The organism is Streptomyces sp. NPDC030799 (assembly GCF_055572255.1).
The window spans coordinates 183,997-204,568 of sequence record NZ_JBVIDS010000010.1; the positions used below are offsets into that span (position 1 = coordinate 183,997).

17 protein-coding genes and 1 pseudogene are annotated in these 20,572 nt (G+C 70.7%); 5 read left to right on the top strand and 13 right to left on the bottom strand.

The window, feature by feature from the left end:
• Positions 1-79: 79 nt before the first annotated feature.
• Positions 80-1,558, bottom strand: a complete 1,479-nt coding sequence (gene nsdA, locus ACZ41I_RS25120) for a transcriptional repressor NsdA (RefSeq protein WP_399770775.1) — start codon at positions 1,556-1,558, stop codon at positions 80-82.
• Between the two features lie 491 nt (positions 1,559-2,049).
• Between nsdA and ACZ41I_RS25125 the strand changes: the two genes are divergently transcribed.
• On the top strand, positions 2,050-2,712 hold the full coding sequence (locus ACZ41I_RS25125) for a bifunctional DNA primase/polymerase (RefSeq protein ID WP_363215785.1): 663 nt from the start codon (positions 2,050-2,052) through the stop codon (positions 2,710-2,712).
• Positions 2,713-2,793: 81 nt separating this feature from the next.
• On the opposite strand, the gene ftsY is transcribed toward ACZ41I_RS25125, so the two are convergent.
• A complete protein-coding gene (gene ftsY, locus ACZ41I_RS25130; RefSeq protein ID WP_399770771.1) occupies positions 2,794-4,008 on the bottom strand; it encodes a signal recognition particle-docking protein FtsY in 1,215 nt (404 codons plus the stop codon).
• 169 nt (positions 4,009-4,177) lie between these two features.
• Between ftsY and ACZ41I_RS25135 the strand changes: the two genes are divergently transcribed.
• Both ACZ41I_RS25135 and ACZ41I_RS25140 read left to right on the top strand, forming a co-directional pair.
• Positions 4,178-5,629 carry a cytosine permease gene (locus ACZ41I_RS25135; RefSeq protein ID WP_399770767.1) on the top strand — a complete coding sequence of 484 codons (1,452 nt, stop codon included), beginning with the start codon at positions 4,178-4,180 and terminating at the stop codon, positions 5,627-5,629.
• A 98-nt stretch (positions 5,630-5,727) separates the two neighbouring features.
• Complete coding sequence (locus ACZ41I_RS25140; protein ID WP_399770765.1) at positions 5,728-6,699, top strand: LLM class flavin-dependent oxidoreductase; 972 nt, start codon at positions 5,728-5,730, stop codon at positions 6,697-6,699.
• A 334-nt stretch (positions 6,700-7,033) separates the two neighbouring features.
• Here ACZ41I_RS25140 and ACZ41I_RS25145 read toward each other — a convergent pair whose 3' ends face one another.
• The 4 genes from ACZ41I_RS25145 to ACZ41I_RS25160 all read right to left on the bottom strand — a co-directional run bounded on the left by ACZ41I_RS25145 (position 7,034) and on the right by ACZ41I_RS25160 (position 13,495).
• Entirely contained in the window at positions 7,034-8,452 is a 1,419-nt protein-coding gene (locus ACZ41I_RS25145) for a sugar porter family MFS transporter (RefSeq protein ID WP_399770764.1), read from the bottom strand.
• 202 nt (positions 8,453-8,654) lie between these two features.
• Positions 8,655-12,380 carry an AAA family ATPase gene (locus ACZ41I_RS25150; protein WP_468515101.1) on the bottom strand — a complete coding sequence of 1,242 codons (3,726 nt, stop codon included), beginning with the start codon at positions 12,378-12,380 and terminating at the stop codon, positions 8,655-8,657.
• Between the two features lie 245 nt (positions 12,381-12,625).
• Entirely contained in the window at positions 12,626-12,829 is a 204-nt protein-coding gene (locus ACZ41I_RS25155) for a hypothetical protein (protein WP_392319897.1), read from the bottom strand.
• 384 nt (positions 12,830-13,213) lie between these two features.
• Positions 13,214-13,495 (bottom strand): acylphosphatase, encoded by a 282-nt coding sequence (locus ACZ41I_RS25160; RefSeq protein WP_363215778.1) that lies wholly within the window; start codon positions 13,493-13,495, stop codon positions 13,214-13,216.
• Between the two features lie 201 nt (positions 13,496-13,696).
• Between ACZ41I_RS25160 and ACZ41I_RS25165 the strand changes: the two genes are divergently transcribed.
• Complete coding sequence (locus ACZ41I_RS25165; RefSeq protein WP_468515102.1) at positions 13,697-14,884, top strand: CAP domain-containing protein; 1,188 nt, start codon at positions 13,697-13,699, stop codon at positions 14,882-14,884.
• A gap of 32 nt (positions 14,885-14,916) precedes the next feature.
• Here the strand turns inward: ACZ41I_RS25165 and ACZ41I_RS25170 are convergent.
• Positions 14,917-15,054, bottom strand: a pseudogene (locus ACZ41I_RS25170) (site-specific integrase); the annotation flags it as partial.
• A gap of 537 nt (positions 15,055-15,591) precedes the next feature.
• A complete protein-coding gene (locus ACZ41I_RS25175) occupies positions 15,592-16,176 on the bottom strand; it encodes a flavodoxin family protein (protein ID WP_468322410.1) in 585 nt (194 codons plus the stop codon).
• A gap of 118 nt (positions 16,177-16,294) precedes the next feature.
• Between ACZ41I_RS25175 and ACZ41I_RS25180 the strand changes: the two genes are divergently transcribed.
• Entirely contained in the window at positions 16,295-16,705 is a 411-nt protein-coding gene (locus ACZ41I_RS25180) for a winged helix-turn-helix transcriptional regulator (RefSeq protein WP_363215774.1), read from the top strand.
• Here the strand turns inward: ACZ41I_RS25180 and mutM are convergent.
• From mutM to ACZ41I_RS25205, 5 genes are all read right to left on the bottom strand, one after another.
• The gene (gene mutM / locus ACZ41I_RS25185) at positions 16,678-17,538 is read right to left on the bottom strand and encodes a bifunctional DNA-formamidopyrimidine glycosylase/DNA-(apurinic or apyrimidinic site) lyase (protein WP_363215772.1); all 861 of its coding nucleotides are present in this window, start codon (positions 17,536-17,538) and stop codon (positions 16,678-16,680) included. The two genes, ACZ41I_RS25180 and mutM, sit on opposite strands and share 28 nt — an antisense overlap.
• A gap of 82 nt (positions 17,539-17,620) precedes the next feature.
• A complete protein-coding gene (rnc, locus tag ACZ41I_RS25190; RefSeq protein WP_363215771.1) occupies positions 17,621-18,478 on the bottom strand; it encodes a ribonuclease III in 858 nt (285 codons plus the stop codon).
• A gap of 8 nt (positions 18,479-18,486) precedes the next feature.
• Positions 18,487-18,660 carry a 50S ribosomal protein L32 gene (rpmF, locus tag ACZ41I_RS25195; RefSeq protein ID WP_003951102.1) on the bottom strand — a complete coding sequence of 58 codons (174 nt, stop codon included), beginning with the start codon at positions 18,658-18,660 and terminating at the stop codon, positions 18,487-18,489.
• A 2-nt stretch (positions 18,661-18,662) separates the two neighbouring features.
• Positions 18,663-19,316 carry a YceD family protein gene (locus ACZ41I_RS25200; RefSeq protein WP_363215769.1) on the bottom strand — a complete coding sequence of 218 codons (654 nt, stop codon included), beginning with the start codon at positions 19,314-19,316 and terminating at the stop codon, positions 18,663-18,665.
• A 128-nt stretch (positions 19,317-19,444) separates the two neighbouring features.
• Positions 19,445-20,518, bottom strand: coding sequence for an ATP synthase F0 subunit B (locus ACZ41I_RS25205; RefSeq protein WP_363215768.1), 1,074 nt, complete (start codon positions 20,516-20,518; stop codon positions 19,445-19,447).
• Positions 20,519-20,572: the final 54 nt, after the last annotated feature.

A 20,572-nucleotide genomic window follows, 5' to 3' on the forward strand; every position in this document is an offset into this window, starting at 1 on the left:
CTCCGATGACCTGGCGCGGGGGAGCCGAGTCGGGCAGTTCGGGAGGACCGGCCGCGGCCGGGGCACGGTGCCGGAGGTGTCAGACCGCTTCGGCGGTCTCCGGCAGGTCGACGGCGAGCTGGTCGGTGAGGTCGACGACGGCGGCGAGATCGCCGTAGTCCTGTACGGCCGTGTCGACCGTCTTTCGGATACGAGTGTTCACACGCTCGGAGCGGACCTTCTTGGCGATCTCCATGGCTCGGGAGGCATAGGCCGTGCTCTGTTCCGGTTCGCGCTGGAGCAGGTGCACGGTGGCCATGCCGATCAGGTTGAGCGCATACGACCGCTGGTGCTCGCTGTCCTTGGCGAACAGTTCCACCGCGCGCTGCATGAGCGGCTCGGCCAGGGAGGCGTAGGCGGGGCTGCGCCCGGCGACGTAGGCGAGGTCGCGGAAGGAATGGGAGTTCTCGCCGTACAGCTCGGCCTCGGAGAAGAAGCGGATCCAGTCGGGGTCCGGCTCGTCCCACTCGTCGGTCTCGGCGAAGGTGTCCTGGGCCATGCGGACCGCGCGCTTGGTCTTGCCGGGCTGGCCCATGTTGGCGTAGGCGCGGGCCTCCATCGCATACAGCATGGACTGGGTGCGCGGGCTCGCGCAGTCCCGGCTGCCGTACTGGGCGAGGTGGATCAGCTCCAGGGCGTCGTCGGGCCGGCCGAGATGGATCATCTGGCGGCTCATGCTGGAGAGGATGTACGAGCCGAGCGGCTTGTCGCCGGCCTCCTTGGCCGCGTGCAGGGCGAGGACGAAGTACTTCTGCGCGGTGGGCTGGAGCCCGACGTCGTACGACATCCAGCCGGCCAGCTCGGCCAGCTCGGCGGCGACCTTGAAGAGCCTGCGGGTGGTGGCCTCCGGCTGGGGTTCCTGGAGCAGGTCGGTGACCTCGTGCAGCTGGCCGACGACCGCCTTGCGGCGCAGGCCGCCGCCGCACTGGGCGTCCCACTGGCGGAACATCCGCGTGGTGGACTCCAGCAGGTCCAGCTCGGGCTTGGAGAGCCGGCCGGGCCTGCGGGAGTCGAGGACCGGCTCCGGCTCGGGCGGGACCGCGGAGGCGGGCGTGGGCACGAGCCAGCGCTGCATGGGCTCGATGAGGGACGGGCCGGCGGACAACGCGAGCGAGGTGCCGAGGAAGCCGCGCCGGGCCAGCATCAGGTCGCTGCGCGAGAACTCGCTGAGCAGCGCGACCGTCTGCGGGGCGGTCCAGGGCAGGTCGACTCCGGACACGGAGGGTGACTGGCGGGCGGCGCGCAGGCCGAGGTCCTCGATGGAGACCACACAGCCGAAGCGCTCCGAGAACAGCTCCGAGAGGATGCGCGGGATCGGCTCCCGCGGATTCTCCCCGTCCAGCCAGCGGCGTACCCGAGAGGTGTCCGTGGAGATGTGGTTGGCGCCCAGCTGGCGGGCCCGGCGGTTCACCTGGCGGGCCAGCTCGCCCTTGGACCAGCCGCTGCGCACGAACCACGAGCCGAGCAGCTCGTTGGGGCGCTTGTCAGCGTTCGCCCCGCTACCGCCGTTGCCGCTCACTGGAACGCCCCCATCCCTGGAAACACCTGTCGTCGTTGCGACCCTCGGTCGCCCCGCAGGGAGACCGCCGCGCGCCAAGCCCTATCAGAATGCCGGTAAATACGGCTTCCCGCCCGGAGGTTCTCACCCTTCGAACGAGCTGACGACTCGCCTCCGGCATACCCATCGGTGCATATGCCTCCCGGACCCGCACACTCACAGTAATCCTACGATCACCCGCTCAGCCACGTGGATCCCGGAAACGCCACCATTCGCCACCCCTTCGAATGAACTCACGGACGCTCGCACAGGATTCACTTGACATAGGACGGCCGGAAGTGGGCGGAGTGAAGCACGAGGGGGCGCGTAGCGCTCCAGGTGCCACCCCGTTGCGCTTCAAGGCGCCGCCTTGGCCTGGCGTCGGCGCGGGCAGGCGGAGCCGTAGCGTTACGTTCCGCTTCCGTCTCGTTCCGTGTCGTAACCACCGGCGCGCAGGACCCGTTGGAGGGGGCATGGGCTTCACGATCGGCGGCATTCGCGAGATCCGCTCCGGCACACGCCGGCGCGGCCGTTCGTCGGAGTGCACCACCGTCGCCGAGTTCACCGGTCTGTGGGGCTGGGACGTCGTGCCCGGCGCGCGGGCCGCGGCGGGCGCCTGCTCGTGCGGGAACGCCGACTGCCCCGCACCCGGCGCCCATCCGCTTGACTTCGCACCGCAGGTGCCGGCCGGGGCCACGCTGGACGAGGTGAGCAAGGCCTGGTCCGAGTTCCCGGGCGCCGCGGTGATGCTGCCGGTGGGCCGGGCGTTCGACACCATCGAGGTCTCCGAGGCCGCCGGCCGCCGCGCCCTGGTCCGCCTGGAGCGCATGGGCCTGCCCCTCGGCCCGGTGACCGCGACCCCGGACGGCCGCGCCCACTTCTTCGTCGCGCCGGGCGCCGCCGCCGAGCTCCCCCGGCTGCTCTACCGCATGGGCTGGGACGACCCCTCCGCCCTGGACCTGCGCGGCCTCGGCCCCGGCGCGTACCTCACGGCGCCGCCCTCCGACCGGGGCGGCCTCGGCCCGGTGCGCTGGCTGCGCCCGCCCGCGCTGGACTGCGCGACACGGCCTCCGGCGGCGCGGTTGCTGCTGGGGACGCTGGCGTATGTGGCACATCGGTCTCGGGCGCGGGCGTGACCCACTCCGGTACGGCGAAGCGCCCGTCCCCGGATGTGCCGGGGCGGGCGCTTCTCGTCGGCTACCGGATTCCGTAACCGCTCAGTCACCGATCAGCGCGTCGACGAACGCCTCCGGCTCGAACGGCGCCAGATCGTCCGCTCCCTCGCCGAGTCCGACCAGCTTGACCGGCACACCCAGCTCACGCTGGACCGCGACGACGATGCCGCCCTTGGCCGTACCGTCCAGCTTGGTCAGCACGATGCCGGTGATGTCCACGACCTCGGCGAAGACGCGGGCCTGCACCAGGCCGTTCTGCCCCGTGGTGGCGTCCAGGACCAGCAGCACCTCGTCGAGCGGCGCATGCTTCTCCACGACCCGCTTGACCTTGCCGAGCTCGTCCATGAGCCCGGTCTTGGTGTGAAGCCGCCCGGCGGTGTCGATGAGGACCACGTCGACCCCCATCTCCTTGCCTTCCTTGACCGCGTCGAAGGCGACGGAGGCGGGGTCGCCGGCCTCGGGCCCGCGCACGGTGTAGGCGCCGACCCGCTCGCCCCAGGTCTGCAGCTGGTCGGCGGCGGCGGCCCGGAAGGTGTCGGCGGCGCCGAGCACGACGGTGCGGCCGTCGGCGACGAGCACGCGCGCGAGCTTGCCGGTCGTGGTGGTCTTGCCGGTGCCGTTGACGCCGACGACCATCACGATGCCGGGCTTGCGGTCCTCCGGCTCGGTCTTCACGGTGCGGTCGACATCGGTGCCGACCAGCTTGAGCAGCTCCTCGCGCAGCAGGCCGCGCAGCTCCTCGGGCGTGCGGGTGCCGAGCACCTTCACGCGCTCGCGCAGTCCTTCGACCAGTTCCTGGGTGGGCTGCACGCCGACGTCGGCGGTGAGCAGCGTGTCCTCGATCTCCTCCCAGGTCTCCTCGTCCAGGTGCTCGCGCGAGAGCAGCGTGAGCAGGCCCTTGCCGAGGGCGTTCTGGGAGCGGGACAGGCGGGCACGCAGCCGTACCAGCCGGCCCGCGGTGGGCTCCGGGATCTCGATCGCGGGAGCCTCTTCGACCGGAGCCTCTTCAACGGGGGGCTCCTCGACGGCGACCGCGGGGCCGCCCGGGAGATCCACCTCCTCGATCGTCCGGCGCGGTTCGTCGCGCGGCGTCTCGGCCTCGTCGCCGACATGCGGCTCGGCCGGGGGCGCGGTGATGTCGGGCGTCTTCGGGGGCGGCGGAGGCAGCGGCTTCCGGCGCCGGCTGCCCACGACCAGCCCGCCGAGCGCGACGAGCACGACCACGGCGATGACTACAGCAAGGATGACGGTTTCCATAACTCGTCCAGTATCAGTCATGGGGTACGACGAGAGGCTGTTTGTGGCTTCCTCTGAGAGACAAACGCCACTTAAAGCAAGGAGTCGGAGCAAAGTACGATGGTGGCGACTCGGTTGACGCGCGTAGAGTCCCGATCGTCACTGTCCCCCCACGTCTGGCCCCTTTTTCATGAGCAAAACCGTCGAGACCGAAGGCGCTCTCGAGACCCGTGGCATCGAGCAGGTCCCGGATCACGAGCGCACCGCGAAGACCCGTGAGCTGTTCCCCACCTGGGTGGGCGCCAACATCAGCGTGCTGCTGCTGACCATGGGCGCGAGCCTCGTCGTGGCGTACCACCTGAACATCTGGCAGGCGCTCGTCGTCGCGGTGACCGCGCCGGCCGTGTCGTACGGCCTGGTCGGGCTGATCGGCATCGCCGGCAAGCGGGGCGGCGCGCCGGGCATGGCGCTGTCGCGCGCGGTCTTCGGGCAGCGCGGCAATCTGCTGCCCGGTTCGCTGATCTGGGTGGCCCGCTGGGGCTGGGAAACGATCAACGCGGTGACCGGCGCCTACGCGATGCTCACCATTCTGGACATGCTGTTCGGCCTGAAGGCGAACAGCGTGCTCGACATGGTGATGCTGCTGGCGTTCGTCATCGCGACCTTCGCGATCTCCGGGCTCGGCATCAACGCCGTGCAGAAGTGCAACAAGTACGCGACCTATTTCTTCGGCGTCTTCTCGGTGCTGGTCCTGGTCTATCTGGCCGTGAACACCGACTGGTCGAAGGTGATGCACCACGGCGCCGGCTCGACGGCCGCCGTGATCACCGGTGTCGGCATGATCGCGGCCGGCGGTGTCAGCTGGATCCCGTCCGCGCCGGACTTCACCCGCTACCTGCCGCGCACGGCGTCCTCGAAGGCGATCGTGGGCACGGCGGTCGGCGGCGCGGGAGTCGTCGTACTGCCGATGGTCCTCATGGGCGCGGTGATGGCGGTCTCCACGCCGGACCTGGCCTCGGCCACCGACCCGGTGTCCTTCCTCGGCGAGATCCTGCCGACGTGGATCGCGGTGCCGTACCTGTTCATCGCGCTGATCGGCATGCTGCTGATCAACTCCATGTCGATGTACTCGGCGGGCTTCACCGCGCAGACCCTGGGCTTCAAGGTGCCGCGGCACTGGGCGGTCTCGGTGAACGCGGTGATCTCGCTGATCTTCGGCGGGGTGCTGATGCTGGTGGCGACGAGCTTCATGGGCTCGTTCATCGCCTTCCTGTCGCTGCTGGCGGTCGCCTTCTCGGCCTGGGTCGGCGTGTTCGGCGCGGACATGCTGCGCCGCACGGAGTACGACGGCGAGGCGATGACCGACACCACCCGCACCAGCGCCTACTGGTACCGGGGCGGTTTCTCCCCCGCGGCCGTGGCCGCCTGGGCGATCGGCCTGGTCTCGGGCCTGATGTTCACGACCTCGGACTGGTTCACCGGCCCGCTCGCGAAGAACAACGTCATCGGCGAGTACGGCCTCGGCTGGGTCGCCACGGTCGTGATCTCGGGCGTGCTGTACCTGGTGCTGCCGAAGCCGGCGGTGACCGAGCCTGCGGCAGCCACCGAGCCGGCGGACGAGCCGACGACGGTCACCGTCTGACGGCTCCGGCCGGCCGGACACCATGGCTATCTGACGCTACGTCAGCTACCGTCCCCCTCCACCGCACCGCACCGCGCCGCACCGGAGGGGGACTTCCCATGCCCGTCACGGTCGTCCGTTTCAATCTCGTCGCTCCCGGCGCCGCTCCCGCCGCCCTCTCCGCCCGCTACCGGGCCGCCCTGGAGATGGCCGCGTACGCGGACGAGCACGGCATCAGCACCGTGCAGACGGAGGAGCACCACGGCGCGGAGAACAACTGGCTGCCGTCGCCGTTCGCCTTCGCGGGCGCGGTGTTCGGGGCGACCCGGAGCATCGCGGTGACGGTGTCGGCGGTGATCGGCCCGCTGCACGAGCCTCTGCGGCTGGCCGAGGAGATCGCCGTACTGGACCTGCTGAGCGGCGGTCGGCTGGTCACGGTGGCCGGGATCGGCTACCGGCCCGAGGAGTACGCCCTGTTCGACGTCGACTGGGGGCGCCGGGGCCGGCTCCAGGACGAGCTGCTGGAGACGCTGCTGAAGGCGTGGAGCGGCGAGGAGTTCGGGTACCGGGGCCGTACGGTACGGCTCACCCCGCGCCCGTTCACCGACCCGCACCCCTTGCTCCTGGTCGGCGGCTCCTCGAAGGCCGCCGCCCGCCGGGCGGCCCGGCTCGGCCTGCCGTTCTTCCCCAGCGCGTATCTGCCGGAGCTGGAGGCGTACTACAAGGAGAGGCTCACCGAGTACGGCACCGAGGGCTGGGTCATGATGCCGGCCGCCGAGACTCCCCTGCTGCACATCGCCGAGGACCCGGACCGGGCGTGGGCGCACTACGGCGAGCACTTCCTGCACGAGGCCCGGACGTACGCCTCCTGGCAGTCGGGCCGGATCCGCTCGGCGGTGAGGTCGGCGGCCACGACGGTGGACGAGCTGCGGGCGGAGGGCGTGTACCGCGTCCTCACCCCGGAACAGTGCGTGGCGCTGGGCGCCGACAGCCTGGTCCTGCATCCGCTGGTGGGCGGGATGCCGGTGGAGGAGGGCTGGCGCAGCCTGCGGTTGTTCGCCGAGCGGGTGCTGCCGGAGGTGGGCGGCTGAGGCGGGTGGTTGGGGTGGGTGGTTGAGGCGGGCCGGCTGAGGTGGACCGCTGAGGCGGGTGGCTGAGGTGGACCGCTGAGGCGGGTGGCTGAGGCGAGCCGCTGAGACGAGCCGGTGAGGCAGGCCGGTGAGGCGGGCCGCTGGGATGGCGAGGCGGACATGGGGCGTTCGGTGGCGTGGAACGGATCTGCCCGTCGCCCCGCCCCGGCGGGGCCCGCGCAGGCCACCGCCCCCGGACCGGGCAGTGGCCGGTGCGGGGGCGGCGGGGGGTACGAGGAGAGGGGCAGCGGGGTCTTGGGCCCCTGCTCCTCGGTCTGGGGGCTGTCCGTGCGGGTCAGCCCATCTCCTCCAGCGCCTTGCCCTTCGTCTCCTTGACGAACTTCAGGACGAACGGGACGGAGAGCGCGGCGCAGACCGTGTAGACCACGTAGGTGCCGGAGAGGCTCCAGTCGGCCAGCGACGGGAAGCTCGCGGTGATGGCCCAGTTGGCGATCCACTGCGCGGAGGCGGCGACGCCCAGGGCGGCGGCGCGGATCTTGTTCGGGAACATCTCGCCGAGGAAGACCCAGACCACCACACCCCAGGACAGGGCGAAGAAGAGGACGAAGAGGTGCGCGGCGATCAGGGCGGTCCAGCCCTGCGTGCTCGGGAGCTTGCCGTCGACCAGGTGGTAGCTGAACGCCCAGGCCTCCAGCGCGAGACCGACGACCATGCCGACCGAGCCGATGAGCGCGAGCGGCTTGCGGCCGACGCGGTCCACGAAGATCATCGCGATCACGGTGCCGATGATGTTGATGATCGACGTCGTGAAGGAGTAGAAGAACGAGTCCGTCGGGTCGACACCGACCGACTGCCACAGCGTCGAGGAGTAGTAGAACGCGACGTTGATACCGACGAACTGCTGGAAGACCGACAGGCCGATGCCGATCCAGACGATCGGCTTGAAGAAGAAGCCGCCGCCGAGCAGGTCCTTGAAAGTGGACTTGTGCTCGCTCTTCATCGCGTGCTCGATCTCGGCGACGCGCGCGTCCAGGTCGACGCCCGTGCCCTCGACCTCGCCGAGGATCTCCTTGGCGCGCTCACGCTTGCCGACGGAGAGCAGGAAGCGCGGGGACTCGGGGATCGCGAAGGAGAGCATGCCGTACAGGACGGCCGGGACGACCATGACGCCGAGCATGACCTGCCAGGCCTCCAGGCCCATCAGGTGACCGCGCTGGTTGCCGCCGGCGGCGTTCAGCAGGCCCCAGTTGACCAGCTGCGAGACGGCGATGCCGACGACGATCGCGGCCTGCTGGAAGGATCCGAGCCGACCACGATAGGCGGGCGGGGCGACCTCGGCGATGTAGGCCGGGCCGATGACGGAGGCCATACCGATGGCGAAGCCGCCGACGATGCGCCAGAGGGCGAGGTCCCACAGGGCGAAGGGCAGGGCCGAACCGACGGCGCTGATCGTGAAGAGGACCGCGGCGATCTGCATGCAGCGGATGCGGCCGATGCGGTCGGCTATCCGGCCGGCCGTCGCGGCGCCGATGGCGCAGCCGATCAGGGCGACGGCGATGACCTGGGCGAGGGCGGCGGAGCCGATGTCGTACTTGCCGCGGATGGCCTCGACCGCGCCGTTGATCACGGAGCTGTCGTAGCCGAAGAGGAATCCGCCCATGGCAGCGGCCGCCGCGATGAAGATGACGTGCCCGAGATGTTCGGGATGAGCCGTCCTGGCTCCTGACTGAGGTGCCTGCGCTGTGCTGGTCACGTGAATCTCCTCGGGCCGCGGCAACGCTGCCGGGGTGGGGGACGAGCCCTTACAGGTGAGACCTGAAGGTAAAAGCAACGTTGCAGAGACTATGCCTTCAAGTTTCGAAGTCAATACTTCAATGGCTGTGAGTTTTTCGATAGGCCACGTCCCTCCGTGTTCACTTCTTGAACACCGAGTCAGTTGATCTTGAATAGCTGCGCTAACGAAGGCGCTGAGAGATGACCTTCGAGACGCCGTCGCCCTGCATGGACACGCCATAGAGCGCGTCGGCGACCTCCATCGTGCGCTTCTGGTGCGTGATCACGATCAGCTGCGAGGCCTCCTGCAGCTCCTGCATGATCCGGATCAGCCGCTGGAGGTTGGTGTCGTCCAGCGCCGCCTCGACCTCGTCCATGACGTAAAAGGGGCTGGGGCGCGCCTTGAAGATCGACACCAGCAGGGCTACGGCCGTCAGCGAGCGCTCACCACCCGACAGCAGGGACAGCCGCTTGACCTTCTTGCCCGGCGGGCGCGCCTCGACGTCCACGCCCGTGGTGAGCATGTTGTCGGGGTCGGTGAGCACGAGCCGTCCCTCACCGCCCGGGAAGAGCCGGCTGAAGACGCCCTCGAACTCGCGGGCCGTGTCCCGGTAGGCCTCGGTGAAGACCTGCTCGACGCGCTCGTCGACCTCCTTCACCACCTGCAGCAGATCGGCACGGGTCTTCTTCAGGTCCTCCAGCTGCTCGCTGAGGAACTTGTGCCGCTCCTCCAGCGCCGCGAACTCCTCCAGCGCCAGCGGGTTGACCTTGCCCAGCTGCTGGTACGCCCGCTCGGCGGCCTTGAGCCGCCGCTCCTGTTCGGCACGGTGGAAGGGCTTCGGCTGGTTGCGCGGGTGCCCGGGGTCGTCCGGCAGCACCTCGCCCTCGGCGGGGGGCGAGGGCGGCACGGGCTGGTGCGGACCGTACTCCGCCACCAGTCCCGCCGGCTCGACACCCAGCTCCTCCAGCGCCTTGGTCTCCAGCTGCTCGATCCGCAGCCGTTTCTCGGCGCCGAGTACCTCGCCGCGGTGCACTGAATCGGTCAACTTGTCGAGCTCGGACTTGAGTTCGCGTCCGGCGGTGCGCGCGGCGGTCAGCTCCTGCTCCCGCTGGGCCTTGGCGGCCTCGGCGGCGGTCCGGTCCCGTTCGGCGCGGGTGAGGGACACCTCGATGTGCGCGAGCAGCTGCCGGGCACCGGAGGCGACGGCCTCCGCCACCGCGGCCTCGTGCCGCAGACGGGCGCGGCGCTGCTCGGCACGCGCGCGTGCCTCGCGTTCCGCGCGGGCCGCCCGGTCGAGGGAGTCCGCTCGTCCGGCGAGCCCCTTGACCCGTTCCTCGTGGGTACGGACCTGGAGGCGGGCCTCCATCTCGGTCTGGCGGGCGTTCGCGCCGTCGGCGGCGAGCCGGTCCCGGACGGAGGTGTCCGGCTCCTCCTCGACCGGCATCTCCTCGGCGACGGCCAGCCGCTCGGCCAGTTCCTCGGCCTCCAGTACGGCCTTCTCCAGCGCCTCCTGTGCGCGTGCCGCCGCCGCGGCCGACCGCTCGGCCTCCCCGGCGGCACCGCGCGCCTGTCCGGCGAGCCGGCCCAGTTGCTGGGCCACGGCCGACTTCTCCCGGTCGGCGGCCCGGCGCCGCTCTGCGAGTTCTTCCACGAGGGCGGCGGCCTCGGTACGCCGCTCGGCTGTCGCCCGCTGCTCCCGGGCCAGCTCCGCACACCGCACCGCCAGCTCGGCGAGCTCGGCTGCGGCCTCGTCCACGGAGGCCTGCACCTCCAGCAGGCTGGGCGCTCCGGCCGAGCCGCCATGGGCGAAATGGGCACCCAGCAGGTCGCCCTCCGCGGTGACGGCGGTGAGTTCCGGATGCGCGTGGACGAGGTCTTCGGCGTCCTCAAGGGTGCCGACGACCACGATGCCGTGCAGGAGGCGGCGGACTGCGGGGAGGAGGTGGGCGGGGCCACGGACCAGATCTGCGGCGAAGCGTCCGCCGGGGGGTGCCGTGGGAGGCAGTGGGGCGGCTGCGGGTGCGTCGTGGCTGGTCGCCTCCGCACGGCGGCAGCCGCACGCCGGACACAGCCCCCCGTCCCTTCCGGACGCCCCCGCGCCATGGTCTTCCGCGGGATCGCCGTGGCCCGTCGCGCCCGCACGGCGGCAACCGCACGCCGGACACAGCCCCTGGTCCCTTCCGGGCGCGTTCCCTGCCAGCAGCAGTGCCGCGCGGCCGCCGTCCTGCTTGCGGAGCATGCGGATCGCCTCGGCTGCCGCTGCCGGGCTCGACACGGCGATCGCGTCCGCTGCCGCGCCGAATGCCGCGGCCAGCGGGACCTCGTAGCCCGGGGTGACCGTGAGCAGCTCCGCCGCCGGGCCGAGGACTCCGGTGAGGCGGTCGCGGGCGCCGAGGAGTATTCCGGTGCCGTCCTTGCGGCGCAGGCCCAGGGCCAGGGCCTCGTGCCGGGCCTGGGTCGCGGCGCGGGCGCGTTCCGCCGCGGTGGACGCCTCCCGGGCCGCGCTCAGGGCGGCTTCGGCCTGCGTCAGCTGCCGCTTGGCGGCATCGTGCTGTTCGGCCAGGTCCGCGTCGTCCGCGTCCAGGCCGTCGACCTCCGCCTTGAGCGCCTCGTACTCCTCCTGGGCGCGGACGGCACGTTCCTGCGCCTCGTCGCGGGCCGTGGCCAGGCGGTCGATCTCGGCCTGGGCCGAGGCCGCGCGGGAGCGGGCCGCATTGACCTGGCCGGAGAGGCGGGCCAGACCCTCGCGGCGGTCGGCGATGGCACGGGCGACGTCCTTCAGGCGGCGTTCCTCGACGGCCAGCTCCCGCTCCAGCTCGGCCCGGTGCGCGACGGTGTCGTCGAGGGCGTGCTGGGCCGCCTCCAGGGCCGCCTCCAGCTCGGCCTCCTGCTCGCGGATGCGGGCGGCCTCGCGCTCCAGGTCCTCGGGGTCACGGCCGCGCCGCTCCTCCGGGGGCGCGGAGGTGGCGCTCTTCACCCGGGCGTCGGCCAGCGAGATCGTGCCGCGGACGCGTTCGGCCAGCTGGGACAGCTCGTACCAGGTCTGCTGGGCGCGTTGCAGGCGCGGCGTGAGCTGCCGTACCTCGTCCTCCAGCAGGGCCTCGCGGTGCAGGGCCTTCTTCAGCTCCTGCTCGGCCGTCTCCTTGCGCTCCTTCAGGGCCGCCTCGTCGGCGATCTCGGCCTTGAGGGCTTCGCGCAGGCGTACGAGGTCGTCGGCGAGCAGGCGCAGGCGGGCGTCGCGCAGGTCCGCCTGGATGACGGCGGCCCGGCGGGCCACCGCCGCCTGGCGGCCCAGGGGCTTGAGCTGGCGGCGGAGTTCGTCCGTCAGGTCCTGCACGCGCGCGAGGTTGGCCTGCATCGCGTCCAGCTTGCGCAGCGCCTTCTCCTTGCGCTTGCGGTGCTTGAGGACGCCGGCCGCCTCTTCGATGAAGGCGCGGCGGCCCATCGGGTCCGCGTGCAGGACGGAGTCGAGCTGGCCCTGGCCGACGATGACGTGCATCTCCCGGCCGATGCCGGAGTCGGAGAGGAGTTCCTGGATGTCCAGGAGGCGGCAGGTGTCGCCGTTGATCTGGTACTCGCTGCCGCCGTTGCGGAACATGATCCGCGTGATGGTGACCTCGGCGTACTCGATGGGCAGCGCGCCGTCGGAGTTGTCGATGGTCAGGGACACCTCGGCGCGGCCCAGCGGCGGACGGCCGGTGGTGCCGGCGAAGATGACGTCCTCCATCTTGCCGCCGCGCAGCGACTTGGCGCCCTGTTCGCCCATGACCCAGCTGAGCGCGTCCACGACGTTGGACTTGCCCGAGCCGTTCGGTCCGACGACACACGTGATGCCCGGTTCGAACCGGAGCGTGGTCGCCGAGGCGAACGACTTGAACCCGCGGAGGGTCAGGGCCTTGAGGTGCACGCCGCTGGACTCTACCGGGCGCCGCTATCTCACTCCATGAACCTTCGCAACCGCGCGGTTTCGCCATTGAACATGCAGGGCACACCGTACGTTAAAGACAGTGAAAGGATGCGCGGGGCAGAAAAGAAGGGACGCCGAAGCGTCCCTTGCAACTCTGACGGCCGGGTTGCGGTCGCCTGAATCAACTGAGCGGTTGATACGGCAGCCCGATCGCTGCGACTGCTGTTGTGGAGCTGATGCAGTGATCAGGTGAGCGCAGGCTCCGCCTGGTGTGCGTCGATGCTCTCCATGATCCTGTCCTGAGAGGCGGCAGCCGACAGCTCTTCGTTCTCCGCCTGAATCCGTACCAGCTCGGACTCCAGGTCCTGGACGCGCTGCTGCAGCCGTCGCATCTCGGCGAGGAGTCGAGGGTCGGAGCCGCCGACGTAACCGAGAAGCGCCTTTGCCATGATGGATGGTCCTCCACACTGAGTGACCGACCGATGCGGTGTGGGTCGTGAGGGATTCGCACCCGCGGTGCTTGGCACATCCGGGTGTTGCTCTGCTGTTGCTCCATGCCAAACAGCTAAGGTGCGCGGGGCTTTCAGCGTCTCACCAAAAAGTTTGACGGTCAACACGATCACGCCCTGTATTGGGGGCCGAACCGGGGATGCGCGGCCGGGAAAGCGGCGGCGCTGCGACTCATCCGGGGCCCGCAGGGCGTGACGATCAGAAGTACCAGCCGGAGCCTGCCATGTCGGCGCGTTCTTGGCAACCACCAGGTCGTTTCCGCTCCGGGCAGGTGCTCCGGGCAGCCCGCCGCGCGCCCGCCCGGGCGCCGTTGCAGCACCGGCTCAGCGGATGGCGAAGCCGTCGTAGCCGCCGCGAGGTGTGTCCCAGATCTCGGTGACTCCGTCGACCCGCCCGGGCGTGTCGTCCCCCTGGAGCCAGTCCAGCAGCCCCTCGCAGCCCTCGCGGGCGCCCTCCGCGACCACCTGGACGCGACCGTCGGCCAAATTGAGAGCAAAACCACTCAGGCCGCCGATCTCCAGCGCCTTGGCACGCGTGAACCAGCGAAAACCCACACCTTGGACCTGTCCACGCACCCAGGCGACCAGTCGCACTTCCTCGCTCATGGGTGCAACCTAACCGGCCGGTGTCGGCCGGGACACATCGCGCCCCGGTGGCATGGGGTACCGTCCCGACCCAATGCATCTCATATGAAACTCACTCGATCGAGTGAGTCGGGTCGGCCAGAGGGAGTCACTCGCCGCAGCAGGGAGTCACTCGCCGCGCAGGCGCCGGTCGACCGCGAGGACGAGGAAGAGGGCAAGGACATGGGACGCCACCGACGCATCGCCGCCGGCCGCGCCGCCACGGGCCGCGCCACGGGGGGCATACGCACGGAGCGCTCCGGCGCCGGAAGCGGCGGTCCGCGGAACTCGTACGCGGGTGAGGCGCCCAGGGGCATCGCGCCGTATCTGAACCCGGAGGCCTACGCCGAGGCGACCGCCAAGGCGCACGCCTATCTGTTCGCGGCGGACGACGAGGGCGCGGCGCCGGCCGGCGCCGGCTTCACTCCGGGCGGCGACCCCTCTCACGACCACCGGCGCAGGAAGAAGGCCGGGAAGCCGGTGCGCGCGGGCCTGCTCGGGGTGTCCGCGGCCGTCGCCCTCGGTACGGCCGCGGTGGCCACGGGCGTGGTGCCGGGGCTGCAGAACTACAAGCTCGGCGGCGCCACGGACACCACGGGTGGTGAGCGGGTGCAGGCGGTGGCCACGCCGAGCAACACGGCCGCCGAGCAGGGTGGCACCTCGGGCAGCGCCGACAGCCGCGGGAGCGGCACCGGGACCGGCACCGGCACCGGCACCGGCACCGGCACCGGCCGGAACACGGCGCGCCCGGAGTCCCCGAGCCCGTCCGTCTCCGCGTCGGCGTCGCAGTCGGTCTCGCCCACGCCCACCCCGTCGAGGACGGCGTCCGGCAGGCCGACGCCGGCACCCACGCCGTCGAAGCCGCACAGCACGAGCAGCCCCTCGCGTACGGCGACCAGGACGCCCACCGCACCCAGGACACCCACGGCTCCGAGGACGCCCACCGCACCCGAGGCGCCCGCGGCGAGTTCCCCACCGGTGACGGTGTCGGCGCGGGCCGCCGCCGAGGCGGAGGTACTCAGGCTGGTCAACCAGGAGCGGTCGAAGGCCGGATGCAGCCCGCTGGCGGCGAACTCCTCGCTGACCCGGCTGGCCGAGGCGTTCAGCGACGACATGGCGGCGCGGGACTTCTTCGACCACACCGATCCCAACGGCAAGACGCCCTGGGACCGGGCCGCGGCGGCCGGTATCACCGACCTCGGCGGCGAGAACATAGCCCGCGGCCAGGCCGACGCGGCGGCCGTGATGAACGCCTGGATGAACAGCCCCGGCCACCGCGCCAACATCCTGAACTGCGACTTCAAGACCCTGGGCGTCGGCGTCCACTTCGGCCCGGGCGGGCCTTGGTGGACGCAGGACTTCGGGTACTGAGACAACCGCAGGTCAGACGGCCAAGCACTCTCCTGGGCCGGGTCCGGGCCGTCAATCATGGGTTCGTCGTCGGCGAAGACACGATCCACGGCGGCCCGGGTCCGGGTCCCGCTCGACGGCATCAGGTGCGTGCACGTCCGCAGCGTGAAGCCGGGGTCGTGGTGGCCCAGGCTGACCTCCGGGACGCCTGTGGCCGGCTGGGGCGGTCGGCTCCACGGCTCAGACCCTGGCCAGTTGGTGCCCAAGTACCCTCAAGGACTCAATGCGGAGCCCAGGGGGGACACATGGTGTTCGTTTTGTTCTGGCTTATCGGTAGCTGCTTCCTTTTGCTCGGGTTGTTCTGTCTCTACCTTGCTTTCTTGATGTGGTTGGGCTGGCGAAAGGGCCTGGAACGGTACACGTTCGCGAAGTTCCTGCTGTTCGCATGCGCGGGGATCGCCTCGGAGGGGCTCATGGTGGTCTTCTACAAGATCCACGCGTGATCGCTGGTGCCGGCGTGCCGTTCATGAGCCGCATGCTGCCTGGATCGATCGGATCCGGGGCCGTCGCTGGGCCGTCCGAGGACGCTCGACGGCAACCAACGCTGACAACCACCGACAGCCAAGTCGCAGGTCGCAGCGTTGGTCGATTGCACGGCCGCAGGTCAGAAACCCGGCCCTTCACTTCTTCGGCTACTGACGCCGTCGCGGTCCGCCGTCCGACGGGTCTCAGGCGGCGACGCGTCCGCGGGCGAACAGCTGTGCCGTCTCGGTGATCCGGCGCCCCAGGTGTTCGGCCGTGGCGATGTCCGCCTTGTGGACGGCCTCGGGGCCCTCGTCGCTGTTGGTCTGGGCGGCGGCGCCGGCGAAGAAGCCGAGGCGGTTGAGGTCGTTCTCGGAGGCGGTGCTGGCGTTCCAGCCGGGCAGCAGGCCGAGGTTGACCCAGGTCATGCCGTGCTGGGCGGCGAGCGTCTGGAAGAACTGCAGGGTGTGCAGCTTGTCGCCGCTCTTCGAGGCCGAGTTCGTGAAGCCGGCGGCCAGCTTGTCCTGCCAGGCGCGGGTGTACCAGCGGTTCGAGGTGCCCTCGGCGAAGACGTGGAAGGCGCCGGAGGCGGTGCCCATGTAGGTGGGCGAGCCGAAGACGATCGCGTCGGAGCGGTCCAGCGTCTCCCACTGCTCGTCGGTGATCTCGTCGACCTTGATCAGATGCACCTCGGCGCCCGCGTCGGCGGCGCCCGCGCGGACGGCCTCGGCGAGGACGGCGGTGTGGCCGAAGCCGGAGTGGTAGGCGATGGAAACGACAGGGGTGGTCACAAGGGACTCCTCGAACGGTGGCTCGAATGGGCAGCTCAAGAGCAGTGACCCCAGGAAAGCACTTACTTCTAGTTAGTGCAACCTGGTGGTTAGCGCTGCGTGCGCGTACCCTGGCGCCATGACCGCCACCACCCAGGACCACGACGACCAGGCGTACGACGACCTGGCCTACAACGTCTTCGCCAAGGCCTGCCCCTCCCGCGGCACGCTGGAGCACGTCACGGGACGCTGGGGCGGGCTGACGCTCGGCGCGCTGTACGAGGGCTCGCTGCGCTTCAACGAGCTGCGCCGCCGCGTGGACGGGGTGAGCGAGAAGATGCTGTCCCAGACCCTGCACGCCCTGGAGCGCGACGGCCTGGTGCACCGCGAGGCACAGCCGACGAACCCGCCGCGCGTGGACTACGAACTGACTCCCCTGGGCCGCCAGGTGGCCGAGCGGCTGCTGGCGCTCATCCACTGTGTGGAGGGCGCCATGGACGACGTCCTCGCGGCCCGCGCGCGTTACGACGAGACGCGCGGCGCCCTCTGACACCTCGGGCAGAAGTAGCTGGACCGGTTCATCCACGGGCGGCGGCGGATCGGCGTACCGCAGCGCCTGCACGGCTCGCCCTCGCGGCCGTACGCGTCCAGGGACCGGTCGAAGTAGCCCGACTCGCCGTTGACGTTGACGTAGAGGCTGTCGAAGCTGGTGCCGCCGACGGACAGGGCCGCGTTCATCACGTCCCGGATGTGGCCGAGGAGCGCCGTGGTGACGGGGCGGGTGAAGTTCGCGGTCGGGCGCTCGTAGTGGATGCGGGCGCGCCACAGCGCCTCGTCCGCGTAGATGTTGCCGACCCCGCTGATCAGCGACTGGTCCAGCAGGGCCCGCTTGATGGTGGTCCGCTTGCGGCGCAGCGCCTGATGGAAGGCCTCGTCGTCGAACAGCGGATCGAGGGGGTCGCGGGCGATGTGTGCGATGACGTCGGGCAGGCCGTCGAGGGTGTTGTCGTGCAGCGACAGCCCGCCGAAGGTGCGCTGGTCGACGAAGCGGAGTTCGGTGCCGAGGGAGTCGGCGAACCGGATCCGGATGCGCAGGTGCTTCTCGTCCGGCGTCTCGTGCGGCTGCACCAGCAGCTGGCCGCTCATCCCGAGGTGGGCGAGGACGGACTGGTTGGTCTCCTCCAGCGGCAGCCACAGGTACTTGCCGCGGCGGCTGGGGGTGCCGATGTGGTGGCCCTTGAGGCGGTGCGCGAAGTCGTCCGCGCCCGCGATGTGCCGGCGTACGGCACGCGGGTGCAGCACCTCGACCTCGGCGACGGTGCGGTGGGCGACCCAGCGCGCGAGGCCGCGCCGGACGACCTCGACCTCGGGCAACTCGGGCATGGAACCCCCCGTACGAAGCGGTGGACGAGCTGAGCGCCCGCCCCGCCGTGAGGGCGGGGCGGGCGCTCGGTACTGCTGCGGGTCAGGCGGGAGCGGACGACGACTCGTCGTCCTTGACGGCTTCCTTGGCCGCCTCGTCGGCCCGCTGGGCCTCCTTGGCCGCCTTGGCGCGCTCGTCCGCCGAGGCCTTGATGGCCCGCCAGGCGGACTCGGCGGCCTGCTGCTCCGCCTCCTTCTTGCTGCGGCCGGTGCCGGTGCCGTACGAGACGCCTCCGACGCGGGCGGCAGCAGTGAAGGTCTTCTCGTGGTCGGGGCCGGTCTCCGTGACCAGGTACTCGGGCACGCCGAGTCCTTCGGTCGCGGTCAGCTCCTGGAGGGAGGTCTTCCAGTCCAGGCCGGCACCGAGGTTCGAGGACTTCTCGATCAGCGGGTCGAAGAGCCGGTGCACCAGCTCGGACGCCGCATCGAGGCCCTGATCGAGATAGACCGCGCCGATCACCGCTTCCAGGGTGTCGGCGAGGATGGACGCCTTGTCCCGGCCGCCCGTGCCCTCTTCACCGCGGCCGAGCCGGATGAAGGAACCCAGGTCGAGGCCACGGCCGACCTCCGCCAGCGCACGAGAGTTGACCACCGCGGCCCGCAGCTTGGCCAGCTGGCCCTCGGGCAGGTCGGGGTGGGTGCGGTACAGCGTGTCCGTGACGACGAGACCGAGGACGGAGTCACCGAGGAACTCCAGCCGCTCGTTCGTCGGCAGACCGCCGTTCTCGTACGCGTAGGAACGGTGGGTCAGCGCGCGCACCAGAAGGGCGGACTCGACCTGGTAGCCGAGCCGCCCTTCCAGAAGCGTGTGGGACGAGGCCGTGTTGTCCGCCTTCTTCTTGGCGGGTGCGTCCGCCTTGGCGTCTTCCGCCTTCTTGGGACTGGACACAGTGCCTCTCACCAGCCCGCTCAGACTTCGAGGACCTGGCGCTTGTTGTAGGTGCCGCAAGACGGGCACGCGATGTGCTGCTGCTTGGGCTCGTGGCAGCGCTCGCACGCAACCAGGGTGGGGACCGCAGCCTTCCACTGCGACCGGCGGTGGCGCGTGTTGCTGCGCGACATCTTCCGCTTCGGAACAGCCACGGCTACTTCTCCTGCTTCTCGTCGGCGCGTGCTGACTGAGGCGCGCCGCCGCTCATCTCGTCCTTCTCGCCGTCTTCGAGTGAACCGGCGAGTCCCTGCAAAGCCGCCCAACGGATGTCGACGGCATCGTGGTGGTGGTCCGGGTCGTCCGCGAGCCGCGCTCCGCACTCGGAGCACAGGCCCGGGCAGTCTTCCTGGCACACCGGCTGCATCGGCAGTGCGAGCACCACCGAGTCACGCAGCAGAGGTTCGAGGTCGAAGAGTCCGTCCTCGAGGAAGAACCTGTCCTCGTCGTCCTCGGCGTCGTCGCCCGGTTCCGCGATCACACGGCCCCGGTCGTCGGCGTCAGGGTACGAGAACAGTTCCTGGAAGTCCGCTTCGAGCTCCAGCTCGACCGGCTCCAGACACCTTACGCACTCCCCCTCGGCCTGTGCACGGGCGGTGCCTGTGACGAGCACCCCTTCCATGACCGACTCGAGCCGGAGTTCGAGCTCCACCGGGGCGCCTTCCGGCACTCCGATGACTCCCTGGATGCCGAGATCGGCGGGAGCGTCGATCGTGCGGGTCAGGCGCTGCAGCGCGCCAGGACGCCGACCCAGCTCGTGTGTGTCGAACACGAGGGGGTTGCGGTGGTCGAGGCGGGCGTTGGAAGCCATTCCTGCTTTCGATCTTCAAACTCGGAGGGCCGCCGCCCGTCGGTGTTCCGGGCAGCGGAGATCGCGGACGTACACGCGACCGAAGAGCCAGGATACTGGAGCTTTCGCTCAGGGCCCAATCCGGTACGTCACTGCAGCCCGCGCCCCTGCTCGTACGCCCGCAGCTGCTCCGCGCTGATCATGCTGGTGTCGAAAAGGCTGGTCTCGTCCAGCGCGTAGCCCTGCTGCTGGTGCTGGTGGGGCTGCTGGGCCTGCTGGGGGTCGTAGGCGGCCTGCTGGGGGTCGTAGGAGCCCTGGTAGGCGTAGGGGTCGGCCTGCTGGTAGCCGTAGGGGTCCTGCCGGCCGTAGGCGGGCTGCTGCTGCGGGAATCCGCCGTAGGGGTCCGGCTGCTGCTGGTCGTACGAGTACGCCGGCTGCGGCTCGTACGACGGCTGCTGCGGCGGCTGGGCCGGCCGCTCCTGGCGCTCGGCGGCGGTGTCCTGGTCCGCGAGGGCGGCGAGGTCGGCGAGGTAGTCGGCGTCGCTGGAGTGCTGGAAGGTCGAGGTGTCGTCGGCGAGGGCGCCGAGGTCGTCGGTGGCGATCCGGCCGTGCAGCTTCTGCCGGCCGCGGCCGACGGCCTCCAGGGTCTTGGCGAGGACCGCCTCGAAGGCGCCCAGCTTGGCGTCGACGTACTGGTCGGCGTTGTGGCGCAGGGTCTCCGGGTCGTGGCTGCGCTCGGGCGCGTCCTCGTCCTCGTAGCCGTTCTCGTCCAGGCCGGGGCCGGTGCCGAGCAGCTTCTCGCGGCCGCGGCCGACCGAGCCGAGCGTCTTGGTGAGGACGACCTCGAAGTTGGCGAGCTTGGAGTCGACGTAGTCGTCGGCCTCGGCGCGGATCTCCTCGGCCTCCTTGCGGGCCTCGGCGAGGATCCGGTCGGCCTCGGCCTGGGAGCGGCGGGCGATCTCGGTGTCGGAGATCAGCGAGCCGCGCTCGGCGTGCGCGTTCTCGATGATCCGCTCGGCCTCCATGCGGGCCTGCTCGACCATCTGCTCACGGTCGCCGATCAGCTCCTGCGCCTGCGCGAGGGAGCCGGGCAGCGCCTGGCGCACCTCTTCGAGCATCGCGAGCAGCTCGGCGCGGTTGACCACGCACGACGCCGACATGGGCATGGACCGGGCGCCCGAGACCGCGGAGACGATCTCGTCGAGCTTCTTCTGCACGTCCACCTGTGCTCGCCACTCTCTACAGCCGGGTTGGAGACGGACGGGACGACTGTAGCC